Here is a 15,707-nt window from a genome sequence, read left to right as displayed (position 1 = left end):
GGCCCTAACCACAGGTGGGGGAACAGCAAATCCGGCGGATCGATGCACAATTGACCGCCCCTCGGCTATTGACCCGATGGGCCCTGCCCCCTACACAGCGCGGGCTGGAGCACGATCCCAAATGCGGGCTAACCTGCGGGTTAACCTGCTGACGTCCGGATCCGATGTTCAGGTGAGTGAGCGCGTAGCTCAGGCGGTAGAGCACGTGACTTTTAATCATGGGGTCGAGGGTTCGAGTCCCTCCGCGCTCACCAATAAAATCAAATACTTAACTCGAAATATTAGCTACCGAGATTTTGTTCAGGGGCACAGCGGGGGCAGCAGGCGTGACCTCTGCGCAAGCAAACCAGGTCATCGTTGGCTTCAAATTAAACCTCAAGCAAACGATCCGAGATCGTCTTGCTGAAGCTCGCCGGCAAGTACTGGAAGAACGAGCGCAGCCGGCCGCCGCGTTGCCCCCTCAGACCTCCAAATGCGGATTCCGGAGATACGACGGAGCGTGGGTCATGACGCCCTGCAATTGAACGCTAGCAGTCCCGCTAATCTGGATGATCCGGGCACGCGGTCAGCTCGTTCATTCCGAAGTGCAGGCACGAAACGGCCCCAGCATGGGGATCGCCGGGGCCGTCATTCCGTCTCTGCTGGGGGCGCGGGCGCCAGTGAGCAGGCCGCCTCGCTTCGGCAGAACGCCGGTACATCCCGGCGGCCCGAATTGTACTCGACGTCGCAGCGTTCCTGCCGAGGTCTCACGGGGTACCCCACAGGGCACATGCGGCCCGCCGCCATCCATCGAGGATTGTGTCCCAAATCGCGGCCGCCACCACCGCGATCCCGTCATTGCCTACTGGCGACGTGCACGGGCGAATTTGAGCTTGGCTGCGGCGGTCCCATGGTTGCCCAAACGGCAACGGCGATAGCCGATGCAGCCAATACGGCCTTTGTCGCGATCTTCTCGCTCCTCATGCCTGGAAGCCTCCGACCTTTGCACTGCGCATCATTAGGAGCTTGCCAGCGTATGCTCATCACCCGATTGGGTGAATGCCGACAAACAACTGACGGCGTTCACTCGTCGTCGAGCGGAAGAGAAAGCGCCGAAGGCGACTTTTGCTCGCAACCTGTTCGTCCCTTGAGCGGCAACGTAACAGCAGCCGCCTCGGTCGTCCTGCCCATGAACTGGTCCAGATTGGCGTCCGACGACCACTCCACATAGCCAACGACCGCAAAGGCAAGCACTGCTACGATGAGAACTCCAGCCACCGAAGCTGCGGCCGTTCTCGACCAGTTTTCGCTGCTGAATAATGGCATCGCGATTCTCCGACACCGGGGTTTGGCCCGTTCGTTAGATCGACTCGCGATTTTCAAATGTGAACGGCCTTACATCTCACGCGCACTTGATCTGCCCGTTAGCAAATCAGCAACCGGGCGGCGTCGATCACCGACTTCATCTGCATCAAAATCTCATACGGCTTGCCGGCGCCGCGGATGATGCGAAGCATGTTTGCTGCGACATCGCGGATAGTCCGCTCAACGTCGTTTTTCACGCGTTCTAGCGCGCGCTGCGCCTCAGCGTCCCGCTCTTGCTTCTCGCGCTCTTCCTTGTCGGGCCCGCTGCCCTCGATGATCCTGAAATCTGGCATGGCCGCTCTCCCTGCCCCCGCAGCCCGCCCTCAACCGCGTCCCCTGCCAAGCCCCAGGGAGCACCCGTCGATGCCGCAAAACAGCCGGCAGCGGACGAGAAGTTCGCGCACCCGCTAGCCGACAGGATCGAAAGCCATATCTATGCGTTGACCGGTTAAGCCCAAATGGGAGGTCAACAATGACTAACGACCGAAGCCGACGGGCACCAAAAGCGCAAAAAGCACTCCACGACAATCGAGAGCGCCTAAAGGCGGAGCGGCTGGCGCGGGAGGCTGAAGCGGCCAACCGCACAAAAGCAGGTTAAGCGTCATCTGGATGACCGCGGAGGACCAAGCCTGGACCTCTGCCTGGTGGAGGGTGAAATGGCCCTGCACTTTCGCCGCGTGGATACTGCTGAGGATCTGGAAATTTGGATCGCAAGCAGCGACGACTATTCATTCGTTATCAGCAGCGAGAGCCGAAGTGGACCTGGCCTACATGGAGAGCCCGGTTTTGTTGCGTCATATCGCCCAGACTTTCTGAATATGCCCGCGGCTCAAGTGTCCGGATCGCCCTTCAGCACGTTCGCTGAAGCCGAGCGGGCCTGCAATGCGTTCCTGGGTCGCCTCATTATCGAGGGATGACTACCGGAGCTCCCGATCACTGAAAGGATCGGCGTCGATCGGGATTTCAGCGCCAATAGGATTGCGGGGCCAGAAAGCGAAGTGTGGCAGGATCACTGGCTTGTAGCCGGCCACCGTCGGCGCATAGTCGCCCGATGATCGAGCAGCGACCAGCTTTCATGGCTTGCAAGAATCCCGGCACCGGCTGGAGGATCGATATCCTATGGCCCGATGGCGAAACAGAAGTCATCAAGGGTTTTGTTACGGAGCACGACGCGGCCAAGTGGATTTCTGAGCACTCGACGACGTGGCAAGAAAATCCGGACCAACCGCGCTAGACGATTGACCCACCATTGGTGATCGCCACCCATAGGCGACCGATTCCTAGCGGCTTCTCTCCGAACGCGATCGGCGCGATCATCGGTTCATGCCCTGGCGCCGCAAGCCCGCTCAATTCCTCCGCTACTGGACTGGTCCGGTCGATCGCAACGGCGACTTCAAAACGGTGCTGATCTTCCGCGTCGGCTGGGATTGGCACGACATCTCGGCGCACCTCAAGTGCACTGCCTGCGGCAAGGTCGGCTGGGTCGACACTCGCCTAGACTGGGGCGAGGTGATCGACTTCGCCAAGGGGGTATCTGGATGATGCTGGGCCGGCGCCCTGCGGAACTTTTCGCTTTTTCGCGCTTATTGATTCCGTTTTGGGCAGGCAACGTCAGCTTTGGAGAGAGGAGCCATGAAGCGAAGACGACGCCGGCGGGCTACGCAAATTATCCCCCTTGAAGACCGTCTTGGCCAAGAAGCCAAAGAGCTACGCCAGCGAGCTAGAAAGCTTCCCCCATGCCGGGAGCGGGAAGTATTGCTGAGAAGGGCGCGGCACAACGAGACCACTGCTCATTTGACCCAGTGGCTCATGTCCCCCGGTCCACGGGCTCCAATCTAGGAGCGCGCCGATGCACACGAACCACCACCCTATTGACGGCATCGAGGCCGCCTTTGTCTGCACAGCGGCGGTGTCTTTTGTGGCTCTGATCGCAAGCGTGGCTTGGCTCCTTCTCGGATGAAGTGCCCACAAGCCGCCCTCCCCGGTAATCGAACCTGGGACGGCTAAGGCCGTCTCAGTCGTCTTCTGTGATTTTGCCCTTGCCGTCGCAGGCCTTGCATTTAACCGGATAGATTTTGTGGCCCGCCCGAGCAGGCTGCTCAACCGGCGGGAAGCCCGTTCCATTGCAGGCCGGGCAGATATGCTCTTTGATCTTCGTCTGCATTTGAAGCCCCTCCGGCCGCCTCAGTTGGCTGGCCTCTTTCAATAGAAAAACCCTGCTGCAATTCAATTTAGTCGCGGGCCTGTTCGCATAAAGACGCACAGACATACCCCCGCGGGGGTAATCCGTCTGAGACATGAACCATGGCACGCATTGTGCAGACTCCTCACATGTCGGGGATTTTGCGCATCCTTCCCGGGGCTAGATCAACGCCGCCAGCGTGCATTTTAAGCTTGGCGGCGTTGCGCTGTTTTAGCCCATAGAAAAAGGCCCCAGCGAAACCGGAGCGTTCCCTGCAGCCATCAAGAATTGCCGCTTTCTCCCCGATGAACCGGGTAGATAAGGAACGATCGGACCGACCGAACGTCTATATGAAGCTTCCAGCCAAGGGCGCCCCCCCGACTGCTGGAGGAAAACCCATATCGCTCGGGTTGGCGGCCCCCAGGTTGGGGCCGCTTCGTTGGGTTCGGCAAACGGGCCCCCCCGATACCTATCTTCCCGGTATGCCCATCACCCGAAAGCCGATCGAGATCCCACCAAAGGTCGCCGCCAGTTCGCTGCGGATATGCAGGCCTATCACGCCGAGCAGGACGACATTCGACGCGACCGGATCACGGTCGGCACACGGCACATGCTGCTCGAGCACATGCCGGCCGGCACCAAGCTGCGGCTGAGCGAGGTGAAAGAACTATTCGAGTTGATGCGATGAGCGTGGTCTTGAACGGCCGCCCCGCGCCTGCCTGGTTTGAAACCGGCCGCAATCGAGCGCGCGTGGCGCGGAAATCAAGCGGGCGCCCATCGCCTACGATGGATTCGCTCGGTGAAAAGCAGAAGGCCGGCGGTTGCGTCGCCGGCCCTCCATGCCCCACCGAGATGGCGCTCCGGACGGGGGTGAGTTCTGGCTTTCGCCAGGATCCACCCTTGGTGCTTGCACCATCGTCGACGACGCGGCAACGGCTCCCGATTGTGTATAGGTGTGGACCGATCCGATTTTCAGCGATCAGAACGGCTATGACGAACGGGCGGATTGTCTCGATCCAAAATCACTGTTTTTGAACTCTGCGTCGGCCGCGAGAAGCCCCCGTCGAACTGGTGATAGCCGTCAACCCGCTGCTCATCGCGCACACGAGGTGACGCTCTCTCGACTCCGTTCCAAGTATCGGATCCCGACATGATGCGCTCCTGCCGTAGTTCATAGGTTGGCGGATTAACACCATTGTTCGGGTAAAACTGTGCCGTCGTCGCCACATCGTCCAAGCAATCCGACGCATTGCGGCAGTATTCCGGGCGCTAATTATTCGTGAATTGCTCGCACCGATGCCCGTAGAAATACTGAACTCGCGATGGTGGCGATATTCTTGATTACCGGGTGCGTTGGCGTCTTGGCTGTAGGAGCCACACTAGCGGTGATCATCTATTTCGATGCTCGCGCCGAGCGCAGAGGCCGACAGTAAGTCCGCCTCAAAGGAATGCGCGGGGACGTAGCTCACTCGTTTCCTGCGGGGGCCTAACGCTGCGCTCTCTCTCGCGCCGCAGTCAGGTCCGCCTTCGCGCGCGAGACTTCATCGTCGGCGGAGGTTCGCTGCGGAGGCAACTCACCGAGGTTTCGCGCCCATGGCTCGCCAGTGAGAGGCGCAGTGGCGCGCTCTGATCTGGCGCAACTAGTCACACAGAGCCCCACGAGAGCAAGTGTGACTGAGCACGCGGTAGCTTGGCGAGCCTTCTTCATCGTACCGCATCAGGCGCCCTCAAACGAACGGACGTCAAGCGCTCCGATGGTCGTGGATCGCCGTTGGCTACGGCTTCACGGGATCGGTGATCGGTCCGCCTTGGGCTTTGGCAGTCGCCGCCTGGCGGTCGCGCGCGGCCATCAGTTCACCCTGAAGCTTCGATCGTTCGTCAGCCGTCATGGCGGGATTTTTGCGCGGCGGCGGCAAATCTTCGACCGGGAGATATGTGCCTGGTTTGGGGCGCGCGGGCATTTCGGCCCGGGCATCCATCAGCGATGAACCGGTGGAGGTCGCACAGCCGCAAAGCGACAGGCCCAACAACAACGTCCCCGCGGCGAATGCAGCTCGCCGCTGATGAAAATACACAACAAACATGATTGGCCATTTCCTCAATCATTGCGGGCCAATTATGTCCGTCGGCTGTCCCCGCGTGACGCGGTTAATCGCACGTTACGGCCGCGGTTCCCGGAACCATGTGTTGGCCGGAATTGCGGGACGAAACCCGCCGGTGGTGAAGCCGGCGGATCGTGATTAGAGCCCTCGCCGGTTGCCCTTCCGGTTGCGATCGTCGACGGCGCTTCATGTGCGCCCCGTCGAAGGCTCTTCCACCTTCGAAGCGTTCGCATCGAAGTCCGTCATATATCGCTCCTGAAGGCCCTCGATCATCTCCACTAGGTGGTGTGGACACTTATCGCATCCATAAGACGATGGCTGCGAGAGTGACGACGGCCAGGTAATTTCGGGCGGTCTTTTCGAAGCGGGTTGCAACGCGGCGGAACTGCTTGAGCTTTGAGAAGCAGCACTCGACGAGATGGCGCTGGGCATAGAAATGCTTGTCGAGTGGATATTTGAGCGCCCGTGACGGGTTGTTGGGGATCACGGCGAGCGCGCCTTTGGCGGCGACGGCTTGGCGCAAGTGGTCGGCGTCATAGGCCGTGTCGGCCATGACGACCTCGGCGGATAAGCCTTCGATCAATGCGGCGGCTTGCGGTGCATCGCCCTTCTGACCTGCGGTAAGCGTGAACCGCACCGGACATCCCAAGCCGCGGACGGCCATGTGTATCTTGGTGCTCAGGCCGCCGCGCGAGCGGCCGATCGCTTGATCTTCCGCTTGATCTTCAGACCCCCCTTTTTGGCGCCGGCGGCGTGCTGATGCGCCCGAACAATGGTGGAATCGACGATCAGATATTCGAAGTCCGGATCATCGGACATCGCCTCGAAGATCCGCCACCAAACACCCTTGATGCTCCATCGACTGAAGCGCCGGAACACGCTGTTCCAGTCCCCAAACACCTCCGGAAGATCGCGCCAGGGAGACCCCGTACGCACGATCCACAGCACACCTTCCACGAACATCCGGTTGTCGCGCCCGGTGGAGCCCTTCTGATCGGGGCGCCCTATGATCAGCGGCGCTATCCGCTCCCACGCCGCGTCGCTCAATACCAAACGGTCCATCACACCCAAGGCGGCCTCCCCAAAAGCAGCCTTGAATCTGATTTGCTCCTAAAAGGGAATCCTTAGAGTCCACACCACCTAGATGAAAGACGGCAAAGACCAGCTTGGGATCGGTCCCGTCATCGGTATCGGACATCAGGCCTGCCGTGATCTGAGCCATCCGCAAACAGTCACAGAGATGGACCTCCATCTCGCGATACGCCTCGGCGTGCTTTCGGTCCCTGGCGCCGTTCACCGGCAACCGCGCTGGTGTTGTGCGTCGGCTGCCGTCACCACAATGCGCCGCTGAGGCTCGCCGATCTTCCGGTTTGGGATTGGTACGACATCTCGGCGCACCTCAAGTGCACGGCGTGTGGCAAGGTCGGATGGGTCGACACTCGCCTGGACTGGGGAGAAGTCATCAATTTTGCAAAGGGTGTCGGTTGACGGCCCGAAGTGGGCTTCTGTTTTTCGTTTTCGCCACCGTAGAATCCCGGGCCACGCGCGTGCCTCGCTTCCTCGCGCGCCGAGGTTGCGCTAGGCTGCGGGCGACCTCGAACGCGCGAACGAGTCGGGGGATGATTGTTTAATGGATTTTGGAGAATTGTTTTATGGCGACGACTTATTACGGCGGCGACGGTAACGACAACTATATCGATTCCACAAGCGCAGCATTCTATGGCGGCGGCGGCAATGACACTCTCAACGCGGACTACGTTGGTGCCACGTATCTTGACGGAGGACAAGGCGACGACAGGCTTGCGGAATATTACGGTGGCACTTCGCCTCCATCGACGATGTACGGCGGTGACGGCAACGACGTTTTGCAGGGTAACACAAACATCTCCGCTGAGGACTTTCAATATGGAGGCATGGGCGATGATTATATAGTCGCTCCTACTTTCAACCCGTTGACTTGGACCGCGGGAGAAATCAGTGGAGACGATGGCAGAGATGCCCTGTTCGGTGGCTGGGGCGCCGACTTAATCTACGGTGGTAACGGAGACGACTCAGGATCGAACATCACGGTCGCTGGAGGTGGAAGCGTTAGCCCGGGTCTTTTTGGCGGTGGCGGAAACGACACCCTGTACGGAGGAACAGGCAACGATCTGTTGTTTGGAGGTGCCGGCAACGATTGGCTCTATGGCGGCGACGGCAATGACTCGATCTACGGAGACGCGGGCAACGACACCATATTCGGCGATAGCGGTGTCGATCTATTGGAGGGTGGCGACGGCAACGACTGGATTGTGGTGGCCAGCGACATCTCTACTTCGGTTGGAGGAGCCAATGTCTACGGGGGCGCCGGCGATGATATAATTGAATTCTACAACCGCGCGAATTACACCGTCGCAAACGGTGACGATGGCAACGACGTAATTCTCAACCTCGGCCCAGCAGGCACCTCCTATGAATATGGCGGCAACGGCAACGACACGCTGTTCGGTGGCCTCGGTGTCGACGTCCTCCTTGGAGGCGCAGGCAACGACTTTTTCGACGGCGGCCAAGGCGTGAACTACTTCTTTGGTGGCGGTGGCCAGGATGTTTTCGAGACGGAGGACGTGCCCGGTGTTGCGGTTGTTCAAGACTGGAATTCAGCTACTGATGCCGTAGAGCTGTTTAAGACAGGATTGCACTCTTTTGCGGATGTGCTGTCGCACTCTTACCAAAATGGCGCCTACTTCGTCGTACAGATCGACGATGACACAGCAGTTTGGCTTAACGGGGCTACGGCTAGCACGCTCACCGCATCGAACTTCGCGATCGTGGGTTAGTACCGAGAAAATGGGGACGAAAAAGACGTCGGGGCTCAAATGGCGAGTCCCGGCGTTTTGAATACAGCGATTTCGAAAGATGCCTGTCACCCGCAAGCCGCTCGAAATCCCGCCCGAGATCGCCCGCCAGTTCGCAGCGGACATGCGCGCCTATCACGCCGACCGGGACGGCAACCTGCGCGATCGGATCGCAGTCGGCACCCGGCACATGCTCCTCGAGCATATGCCGACCGGCACCAAGTTGCGGCTGAACGAAGTCAAAGAGTTATTCGAGCGGATGCGATGACTGAGCCGGATTGCATTCCGCTCGCGCCCCTGAAAAAGCTACGCCGCCGGGCTCGAAATGAGCTGTCCCGACGGCGCCTGTGACTGGGCCCCTGAAATCCCCCAGCCGATTAGGCTCTAGCAGCCGTCGCACTGAACATTTGTGAACCAGTTCACACTTGGGGCCCGTAAAACCACGGCTTGCACTCCACCGAGGCTGTCCGCCGATTGGTCGAAGATCTGACCAAAGGTGAATAAGTAGATAGGGCCTATCGTATCAACCTTCCCTTGCATTCACCCGAAGGTTGCGGCAAGCTCTCCACGCCCGCGACCATTTTGAGGTCGGTCTATTTATCGGGTGAAGATAATTTCGGGCTATTTGCGCGGGGGATCTTATTGAGAAACACCTGTTTTTCGCCGGGCTCGGCGGCGCTTTGATTTGGGCGGCCCCCTTCACTGCCAGCGCCCAGGATCGGGATCAGATTACAAGCAAGGACGTACTCACGCAGCCTGCAGTACCGGCACCGGAGAGCGGGCGCGATATCATCGTCAGGTTCGACGAATCCGTTCGCGTCTACTTCAAGCGGCCAATCAAATCGATCAAGCTCGACGACGATCTTGCGGTAAGAGCGGTTCCACAATCCGATCATATCGTGGAGTTTACGGGTCTTTCGCCCGGCCGATCCGAGGTGATAGTTGAAAGCCAAGACGGCCAACGTTCGAACTGGGGTATGGTCACAGTCGTCCGCGAATCCCACGAGGTCAGAATTTATGGCCAAGTACGGACACATAACTCCGGGGGCGCCGATGGGGTGATTCTGACGCCGTCCGGTGAGCCTACTCAAGACAAAGTGAACTCGGATTATCGATCCATCCTCTGCAACGAAGCGAGATGCGATCAACCGGTGCCTAAAAAGGATTGATCCGCTCGAGTCTTTGAGATTGTGGAACGTCACCCGGAGTTCTCCACACCCACGACGCGCAGTACAACGGCCGGCTAAAGCTTGCCGACCTTCCGGACTGGGATGGTACGACATCTCGGCGCACCTCAGGTGCACCGCGTGCGATCGGATGGGTCGATACACGCCTGGACTGGAGCGAAGTGATCGACTTCGCGAAGGGCGTGTCTGGCTAGAACCAGCTGAGGACCGGTCCCGTTAGAGTACGAAGGTCGTACCAAGATTGAGGATCATCTTGACCATCCACTGGCCCCTGATCGTAAAGGTCATTGGAATCGTGTTTGGTATTCCGAAGTTGAACATGACACTCCCGCTCGGATTGAATGCCACGCCAGACAATTCATCGGGCAGAAACGACACGTTTTGCGAGACATCACCGCGATGCCCTTTAATGTTTTTCAATGACCAGGGGCCGCCAATGCTCCGCATAAATTGCGTATCAAGTGCGAAGTCCGTGTCTGAAACGCCGCCTCCAGAAACTGGCCCGGCGCAACCTAGAAGCGCCGCGATGTTAGCTTTTCTGCTGCCAATCTTGAACGATATCGACGCGGTGCCCGTCGACGAATTTACCTTCAAATGGTGTGCGGCAATAAACCAATCATCAGCTTTTGTGTCGGCGGACATGACCGCCTCCTCACTGGTTGAATAGTTAAAGGGGCGCGGTTCGGCCTCACCAATCGGCAATATGAACGACTGCAATAATCCTCACGAAAATACATAGCACCCGGCCTGCGATGCTTCTGTGAACTTACGCACACACCCGGAGCCCAAGTATAGATATTTCGACCAATGCCGATCACGCGCAAACCGCTCGAAATCCCGCCAGAGATCGCCCGCCAGTTCGCTGCGGACATGCGCGCCTATCGCGCCGAGCAAGACGACATCCGACGCGACCGTATCGCGGTCGGCACCAGGCACATGCTACTCGAGCACATGACGGCCGGCACCAAGCCGCGGCTGAGCGAAGTGAAGAGCTATTCAAGTTAATGCGGTGAGGATGGTACACTGGAAATCGTGGTGCCGACGGTCGGAAATCCGCTTTGCGGAGCTGCTGCCGCCGGGGTCCCCTCACCGGGTGCCACCGAATGAGGACCTGTAGCCCCTCGGGCGTCACATGAAGCTGCGGCGGCTGAGCCAGGCAATCACGGCAGCGCCTGGCTGAGCGCGAATAGATTCTCGCGCGCATAGCCGAAACGGCCTGATTTGACTTTTAGTCATGGGGTCGAGGGTTCGAGTCCCTCCGCGTTCACCAATTCATGAGCTAGAGCATTTTCCGACCGGAAAGAATCGGGTGGGGATTCCCAAAACGGCGCGAGTCAGATTCAAGCTGCATGCTGGCGAGGGAGGCCAGCATGTATGGCCAGGGCGCTTTCGGTTGATCTTCGCCAAAGGGTGGTAGCCGCGATTGACGGTGGCATGTCCTGTCGACAGGCTGCTGAGCGCTTTGGTGTCAGCGCGGCCAGTGCGATCCGCTGGCGCGGTCGCCTCAAGAAAGTTGGCGACATCGTTCCTAAACGCCAGGGCGGTGACCGCAAATCGCAGCGCATCGAAGCGCATTCGCAATTGATTCTGGAGGCGGTGACAGCGAGGCCGGATATCACGCTTGCCGAGTTGCGAGAACTGTTGAAACGTCGTGGAATATCGACTGGCATCGCGTCGCTCTGGCGTTTTTTCCAGCGCAGAAAGATCACACTTAAAAAAAGACAGCGCACGCCGCCGAGCAACGGCGCGGCGATATAAATGCCGCACGTGAGGAGTGGTTCGAAGGGCAAATCGACCTTGACCCTGAGCGTCTCGTCTTCATCGACGAAACCAGCGCCAACACCAAAATGGCGCGGCGTTACGGGCGCTCGCCACGCGGCGAGCGATGTCGTGCAGCTATCCCACACGGACATTGGAAGACGACGACGTTCACCGCTGGATTGCGCTCCGACGGTCTGATCGCGCCGCTTGTTCTGGACGGTCCAATGGATGGCGACGCTTTCCTGGCCTACGTCGAGCAATTGCTCGCCCCATCGCTGCGGCCGGGCGATACCGTTATCATGGACAACTTGCCCGCTCACAAGGTCCATGGCGTTCGAGAGGCCATCCAGGCGGTCGGAGCTAGAGCATTTTCCGACCGGAAAGAATCGGGTGGGGATTCCCAAAACGGCGCGAGTCAGATTCAAGCTGCATGCTGGCGAGGGAGGCCAGCATGTATGGCCAGGGCGCTTTCGGTTGATCTTCGCCAAAGGGTGGTAGCCGCGATTGACGGTGGCATGTCCTGTCGACAGGCTGCTGAGCGCTTTGGTGTCAGCGCGGCCAGTGCGATCCGCTGGCGCGGTCGCCTCAAGAAAGTTGGCGACATCGTTCCTAAACGCCAGGGCGGTGACCGCAAATCGCAGCGCATCGAAGCGCATTCGCAATTGATTCTGGAGGCGGTGACAGCGAGGCCGGATATCACGCTTGCCGAGTTGCGAGAACTGTTGAAACGTCGTGGAATATCGACTGGCATCGCGTCGCTCTGGCGTTTTTTCCAGCGCAGAAAGATCACACTTAAAAAAAGACAGCGCACGCCGCCGAGCAACGGCGCGGCGATATAAATGCCGCACGTGAGGAGTGGTTCGAAGGGCAAATCGACCTTGACCCTGAGCGTCTCGTCTTCATCGACGAAACCAGCGCCAACACCAAAATGGCGCGGCGTTACGGGCGCTCGCCACGCGGCGAGCGATGTCGTGCAGCTATCCCACACGGACATTGGAAGACGACGACGTTCACCGCTGGATTGCGCTCCGACGGTCTGATCGCGCCGCTTGTTCTGGACGGTCCAATGGATGGCGACGCTTTCCTGGCCTACGTCGAGCAATTGCTCGCCCCATCGCTGCGGCCGGGCGATACCGTTATCATGGACAACTTGCCCGCTCACAAGGTCCATGGCGTTCGAGAGGCCATCCAGGCGGTCGGAGCTAGCCTGCTCTATCTTCCGCCCTACAGTCCAGACTTCAACCCGATTGAAATGGCCTTCTCCAAACTGAAAGCGCTGTTGCGGGCCGCCGCAGCGCGCACCATGCCCGATCTCTGGCAAGCAATCGCCAACGCTCTCAAACGCTTCTCACCCGAGGAATGTCAAAATTATCTCGTCGCGGCTGGTTACGACGCAACGTGATCGGAAAACGCTCTAGCCTGCTCTATCTTCCGCCCTACAGTCCAGACTTCAACCCGATTGAAATGGCCTTCTCCAAACTGAAAGCGCTGTTGCGGGCCGCCGCAGCGCGCACCATGCCCGATCTCTGGCAAGCAATCGCCAACGCTCTCAAACGCTTCTCACCCGAGGAATGTCAAAATTATCTCGTCGCGGCTGGTTACGACGCAACGTGATCGGAAAACGCTCTAAGTCACCTACTTGCTGCACAACACATGGTCGCTCACACAACTTGTGCTCGTGTCCACACCAGGTCCGCAATTGGCTGGGTATCGTGATGGGTAGGATTACTCCCGCCCGGCTCGCCGAAAAACGATATCTATTCTCCGTCTGAATTGGCTGGCCAAGCGAGGCCATTAGCAAATCAGCAAGCAGGTCGGCGCAGGCTTCCCGGAGGGACGGGACCGACGGGGATAGCAGAGTACGGTCACGTTTCGGGAGGAGCTGGCGCGCGGCCCTGGCGCCGGCTCTTCTTCCAAACGTTTGTGTGAGCCAAGCAACAGTCGTTTGGCGCAAGTCCTGCTAGGCCTATTGATACTGGGAATTCAGGGCCCAGCGCTGGAAATAACAGGGCGCCGCCGGGACAAACCATTTCGGGCCCGGCGGCGTACTTTTTACAAGTTGCATCGAAGGCCCAGCGTCACGCGGCATGCCATCCGCTGAATATCCGCGAGGAGCAAGGAGACGATGGGATCGGCGTAGCTTCCGCCGATATCATTGATGCTCTGATGAGATGAAGGTCTGATCATCCTCCGGTCTTGGATCGTTAGGCTGGCTGCGTTCATCGTCGCCAACCGTAGCCTTGGTTTCGATCTGCTCCAGGCTGTCGCTCGCGGAAACTGCCCGATCATCATCGAAGCGAGCCAATGACGCTTCGATGAGGTCGATCTCCTCGCGAAGAATGTCGCTCAAGACCGATGGCTGGAAACCGGGAACGCTCTTGGTCTGAAGGTCGTCAAACAGCCGCTTGCGATGGTCTCTGATCTCTTCCAGCGCTCGGCGATCCTTCAACGACACGTAGCCAGCGATGATTTGCTCTATGGCGTTCATCGGAAAACCCAAACTAAAATGATTAACGTAATACAATCGTTCCATTAAAGCGGCCAAGGTGCTTACTGACAAGGCCCTGTCCTCAATTGTAGGTCGCTAGCGCTAATCGGCGGCCCGACGTAACGCTGATGATGGTCAATTTGGGACACACCTCTTGGCACAAAGTGCATAGTAGGCAAGCGCTCGTATTTTCCGCCGCCCCTCATCTACGTCGCACAGTGCGGGTGAACCACGATGAAACGACCAAAACGCTTGATCTAAGGAAAGCACGTCGAGAGAATACTGCACCGGGGCGGGCGCGCGCATCATTGGGACCTTGAGGAATGATCGACGACAGAAATGGCGAAGCGGCGACCGAGTACAGTCCTGCCTTCGTCATCTTGGTGGATGGCTACATTACCCAAGGTAACCTAGCGGCGCTTCAAGGCCTCCGGTCCATCTACACCGCGGCTACACGCAGACCGCTTGTTTCCAGCCGAGAGGACAACCTCAGCCTCATTGCAATCTTCAAAGCGCGCCTCGAGCTCCTGGATGAGGCCATCACCATGGTCAGTCTCGACGCGATCAAGCGACGTCTCATAAAAGAGCGATTGTGAGATGCACATTGCAACAACTGAGCTGCTGCCGGTTTGATGGACACCCGCTTAAGCTAATCCCACCTTGCGCTCGAACTCAACCGGGCTGAGATAGCCGATGGTCGAGTGCCTGCGGGTCGTGTTGTAAAATCGTTCGATGTAGTCGAACACATCGGCGCGTGCCTCATCTCTGGTTTGATAAATCTTGTTGGCCGTACGCTCGGTCTTGAGCGAGGAGAAGAAGCTCTCCATCGCCGCGTTGTCCCAGACGTTGCCGGAGCGGCTCATGCTGCAAACGATGCCGTGGTCGGCCATCAGGCGCTGGAACTGCTCGCTGGTGTACTGGCTGCCCTGGTCGGAGTGATGCAACAGCGCATCCGGCTTGCCGCGCCGCCAGACGGCCATCAACAATGCGTCCGTCACGAGCTGTGCCGTCATGGCGGCACTCATCGACCAGCCCACCACGCGGCGTGAGAACAGGTCGATCACCGCTGCGACATAGAGCCAGCCTTCGGCCGTCCAGAGATAGGTGAAGTCGGCGATCCACTTCTGGTTCGGCCGCTCGGCGGCGAACTGCCGGTCAAGGAGGTTCGCCGGTACGGTCTCGAGCTGTCGATCGCCGCTGTCCTTCGGTAAGCGCCGACGTCGCGGCCGCGCCCGCAAGCCTTGCAGGCGCATCAGCCGCTCAATCCGGTGCAGGCCGCAATCCGCCCCGTCGGCGAGCAGGTCACGCCACACCCGGCGTGCGCCATAGGTGCGGTCGCTGGCGGCGAAGCTGGCCTTGACCTTGCCGCCGAGCTCCTCGTCGCTGCGGGATCTGGCGCTGGGAGAGCGGTTCAGCCAGGCATGGAAGCCCGACCGCGACACTCCCAGCGCATCGCATAGCCATGCCACCGGCCAGATCGTCCGGTGCTTCGCGACGAAGGCGAACTTCATGTCGCTTCCTTCGCGAAGTAGGCTGCGGCCTTTTTTAGGACATCCCGCTCGGCCTTCAGCTTGGCGACCTCACGGCGCAGCCGCTCGATCTCCTGCTGCTCCGGCTTCATCTGCCCGTGGCCGGGAAAGGCTTGCGCCGGGTCGGAGCCCAACTCCTTCACCCATTTGCGGAGAACATTCTCATGAACATCCAGGTCACGGCCAGCTTGCGCCACCGACACCCCACGTTCCCGCACCAGCTTGACCGCCTCGACCTTGAACTCGCGGCTGAACTTCCGTCTTTTCATCGCCACCTCCG

The 15,707-nt window shown here is 59.2% G+C and carries 15 protein-coding genes, 1 tRNA gene and 3 pseudogenes; 10 read left to right on the top strand and 9 right to left on the bottom strand.

Annotation, left to right across the window (positions count from 1 at the left end; genetic code table 11):
- The first annotated feature begins 178 nt into the window (after positions 1–178).
- Positions 179–254, top strand: a tRNA-Lys gene (locus WDM24_RS19995).
- A gap of 808 nt (positions 255–1,062) precedes the next feature.
- On the opposite strand, the gene WDM24_RS19990 is transcribed toward WDM24_RS19995, so the two are convergent.
- Complete coding sequence (locus tag WDM24_RS19990; RefSeq protein WP_029081903.1) at positions 1,063–1,305, bottom strand: hypothetical protein; 243 nt, start codon at positions 1,303–1,305, stop codon at positions 1,063–1,065.
- A gap of 98 nt (positions 1,306–1,403) precedes the next feature.
- The gene (locus WDM24_RS19985) at positions 1,404–1,637 is read right to left on the bottom strand and encodes a hypothetical protein (protein ID WP_029081904.1); all 234 of its coding nucleotides are present in this window, start codon (positions 1,635–1,637) and stop codon (positions 1,404–1,406) included.
- Between the two features lie 1,030 nt (positions 1,638–2,667).
- Here WDM24_RS19985 and WDM24_RS19980 point away from each other — a divergent pair.
- Positions 2,668–2,886 carry a hypothetical protein gene (locus WDM24_RS19980; RefSeq protein WP_338832185.1) on the top strand — a complete coding sequence of 73 codons (219 nt, stop codon included), beginning with the start codon at positions 2,668–2,670 and terminating at the stop codon, positions 2,884–2,886.
- 472 nt (positions 2,887–3,358) lie between these two features.
- Here WDM24_RS19980 and WDM24_RS19975 read toward each other — a convergent pair whose 3' ends face one another.
- Positions 3,359–3,508, bottom strand: coding sequence for a hypothetical protein (locus tag WDM24_RS19975; protein ID WP_156928667.1), 150 nt, complete (start codon positions 3,506–3,508; stop codon positions 3,359–3,361).
- A 562-nt stretch (positions 3,509–4,070) separates the two neighbouring features.
- Here WDM24_RS19975 and WDM24_RS19970 point away from each other — a divergent pair.
- The gene (locus tag WDM24_RS19970) at positions 4,071–4,214 is read left to right on the top strand and encodes a hypothetical protein (protein WP_338832184.1); all 144 of its coding nucleotides are present in this window, start codon (positions 4,071–4,073) and stop codon (positions 4,212–4,214) included.
- Between the two features lie 1,087 nt (positions 4,215–5,301).
- Here WDM24_RS19970 and WDM24_RS19965 read toward each other — a convergent pair.
- Together WDM24_RS19965 and WDM24_RS19960 are read right to left on the bottom strand one after the other, a co-directional pair.
- Positions 5,302–5,610 carry a hypothetical protein gene (locus WDM24_RS19965; protein ID WP_338832183.1) on the bottom strand — a complete coding sequence of 103 codons (309 nt, stop codon included), beginning with the start codon at positions 5,608–5,610 and terminating at the stop codon, positions 5,302–5,304.
- Between the two features lie 313 nt (positions 5,611–5,923).
- A pseudogene (locus WDM24_RS19960) lies at positions 5,924–6,699 on the bottom strand (IS5 family transposase).
- Between the two features lie 581 nt (positions 6,700–7,280).
- Between WDM24_RS19960 and WDM24_RS19955 the strand changes: the two are divergent.
- Both WDM24_RS19955 and WDM24_RS19950 read left to right on the top strand, forming a co-directional pair.
- Positions 7,281–8,444, top strand: coding sequence for a calcium-binding protein (locus tag WDM24_RS19955; RefSeq protein WP_338700990.1), 1,164 nt, complete (start codon positions 7,281–7,283; stop codon positions 8,442–8,444).
- A 79-nt stretch (positions 8,445–8,523) separates the two neighbouring features.
- Entirely contained in the window at positions 8,524–8,730 is a 207-nt protein-coding gene (locus tag WDM24_RS19950) for a hypothetical protein (protein WP_338832182.1), read from the top strand.
- Positions 8,731–9,055: 325 nt separating this feature from the next.
- Here the strand turns inward: WDM24_RS19950 and WDM24_RS19945 are convergent, their stop codons facing one another.
- Positions 9,056–9,415 (bottom strand): hypothetical protein, encoded by a 360-nt coding sequence (locus tag WDM24_RS19945; RefSeq protein ID WP_338832181.1) that lies wholly within the window; start codon positions 9,413–9,415, stop codon positions 9,056–9,058.
- A 450-nt stretch (positions 9,416–9,865) separates the two neighbouring features.
- Positions 9,866–10,291, bottom strand: a complete 426-nt coding sequence (locus tag WDM24_RS19940; RefSeq protein WP_156928671.1) for a hypothetical protein — start codon at positions 10,289–10,291, stop codon at positions 9,866–9,868.
- A gap of 165 nt (positions 10,292–10,456) precedes the next feature.
- On the opposite strand from WDM24_RS19940, the gene WDM24_RS19935 reads away from it, so the two are divergent.
- The 4 genes and pseudogenes from WDM24_RS19935 to WDM24_RS19920 all read left to right on the top strand — a co-directional run.
- Positions 10,457–10,654 (top strand): hypothetical protein, encoded by a 198-nt coding sequence (locus tag WDM24_RS19935; RefSeq protein ID WP_338832180.1) that lies wholly within the window; start codon positions 10,457–10,459, stop codon positions 10,652–10,654.
- 369 nt (positions 10,655–11,023) lie between these two features.
- Positions 11,024–11,775 (top strand): annotated as a pseudogene (locus tag WDM24_RS19930) (IS630 family transposase); the annotation flags it as partial.
- A 90-nt stretch (positions 11,776–11,865) separates the two neighbouring features.
- Positions 11,866–12,812 (top strand): IS630 family transposase gene (locus WDM24_RS19925; protein ID WP_166081867.1). Its coding sequence is split into 2 segments (ribosomal slippage): positions 11,866–12,205 and positions 12,205–12,812, totalling 948 coding nucleotides; the frame shifts between segments, so codons are not numbered across the junction.
- Positions 12,803–13,024, top strand: a pseudogene (locus tag WDM24_RS19920) (transposase); the annotation flags it as partial. The gene WDM24_RS19925 and the pseudogene WDM24_RS19920, both read left to right, overlap by 10 nt.
- A gap of 538 nt (positions 13,025–13,562) precedes the next feature.
- Here WDM24_RS19920 and WDM24_RS19915 read toward each other — a convergent pair.
- Entirely contained in the window at positions 13,563–13,970 is a 408-nt protein-coding gene (locus WDM24_RS19915; RefSeq protein ID WP_338832178.1) for a hypothetical protein, read from the bottom strand.
- 251 nt (positions 13,971–14,221) lie between these two features.
- Between WDM24_RS19915 and WDM24_RS19910 the strand changes: the two genes are divergently transcribed.
- Positions 14,222–14,494, top strand: a complete 273-nt coding sequence (locus WDM24_RS19910) for a hypothetical protein (protein WP_338832177.1) — start codon at positions 14,222–14,224, stop codon at positions 14,492–14,494.
- Positions 14,495–14,542: 48 nt separating this feature from the next.
- On the opposite strand, the gene WDM24_RS19905 is transcribed toward WDM24_RS19910, so the two are convergent.
- Positions 14,543–15,696, bottom strand: a protein-coding gene (locus WDM24_RS19905) for an IS3 family transposase (RefSeq protein WP_338832415.1) whose coding sequence is annotated in 2 segments (ribosomal slippage) — positions 14,543–15,447 and positions 15,447–15,696 — 1,155 coding nt in all. Because the reading frame shifts where the segments join, the coding sequence is not laid out codon by codon here.
- Positions 15,697–15,707: the final 11 nt, after the last annotated feature.

Origin of the sequence: Bradyrhizobium sp. 27S5 (assembly GCF_037217225.1) — a bacterium.
GTDB classification, from domain to species: domain Bacteria; phylum Pseudomonadota; class Alphaproteobacteria; order Rhizobiales; family Xanthobacteraceae; genus Bradyrhizobium; species Bradyrhizobium septentrionale.
This window is presented reverse-complemented; position numbering and strand designations above follow the sequence as displayed.

Bases quoted from the DNA above. Each gene is read 5' to 3' on its own strand.
- WDM24_RS19970 (WP_338832184.1), top strand. From the start codon at position 4,071: ATGCAGGCCTATCACGCCGAGCAGGACGACATTCGACGCGACCGGATC.
- WDM24_RS19965 (WP_338832183.1), bottom strand. From the start codon at position 5,610: ATGTTTGTTGTGTATTTTCATCAGCGGCGAGCTGCATTCGCCGCGGGG.
- WDM24_RS19910 (WP_338832177.1), top strand. From the start codon at position 14,222: ATGATCGACGACAGAAATGGCGAAGCGGCGACCGAGTACAGTCCTGCC.
- WDM24_RS19935 (WP_338832180.1), top strand. From the start codon at position 10,457: ATGCCGATCACGCGCAAACCGCTCGAAATCCCGCCAGAGATCGCCCGC.
- WDM24_RS19940 (WP_156928671.1), bottom strand. From the start codon at position 10,291: ATGTCCGCCGACACAAAAGCTGATGATTGGTTTATTGCCGCACACCAT.
- WDM24_RS19950 (WP_338832182.1), top strand. From the start codon at position 8,524: ATGCCTGTCACCCGCAAGCCGCTCGAAATCCCGCCCGAGATCGCCCGC.
- WDM24_RS19980 (WP_338832185.1), top strand. From the start codon at position 2,668: ATGCCCTGGCGCCGCAAGCCCGCTCAATTCCTCCGCTACTGGACTGGT.
- WDM24_RS19955 (WP_338700990.1), top strand. From the start codon at position 7,281: ATGGCGACGACTTATTACGGCGGCGACGGTAACGACAACTATATCGAT.
- WDM24_RS19985 (WP_029081904.1), bottom strand. From the start codon at position 1,637: ATGCCAGATTTCAGGATCATCGAGGGCAGCGGGCCCGACAAGGAAGAG.
- WDM24_RS19990 (WP_029081903.1), bottom strand. From the start codon at position 1,305: ATGCCATTATTCAGCAGCGAAAACTGGTCGAGAACGGCCGCAGCTTCG.
- WDM24_RS19975 (WP_156928667.1), bottom strand. From the start codon at position 3,508: ATGCAGACGAAGATCAAAGAGCATATCTGCCCGGCCTGCAATGGAACG.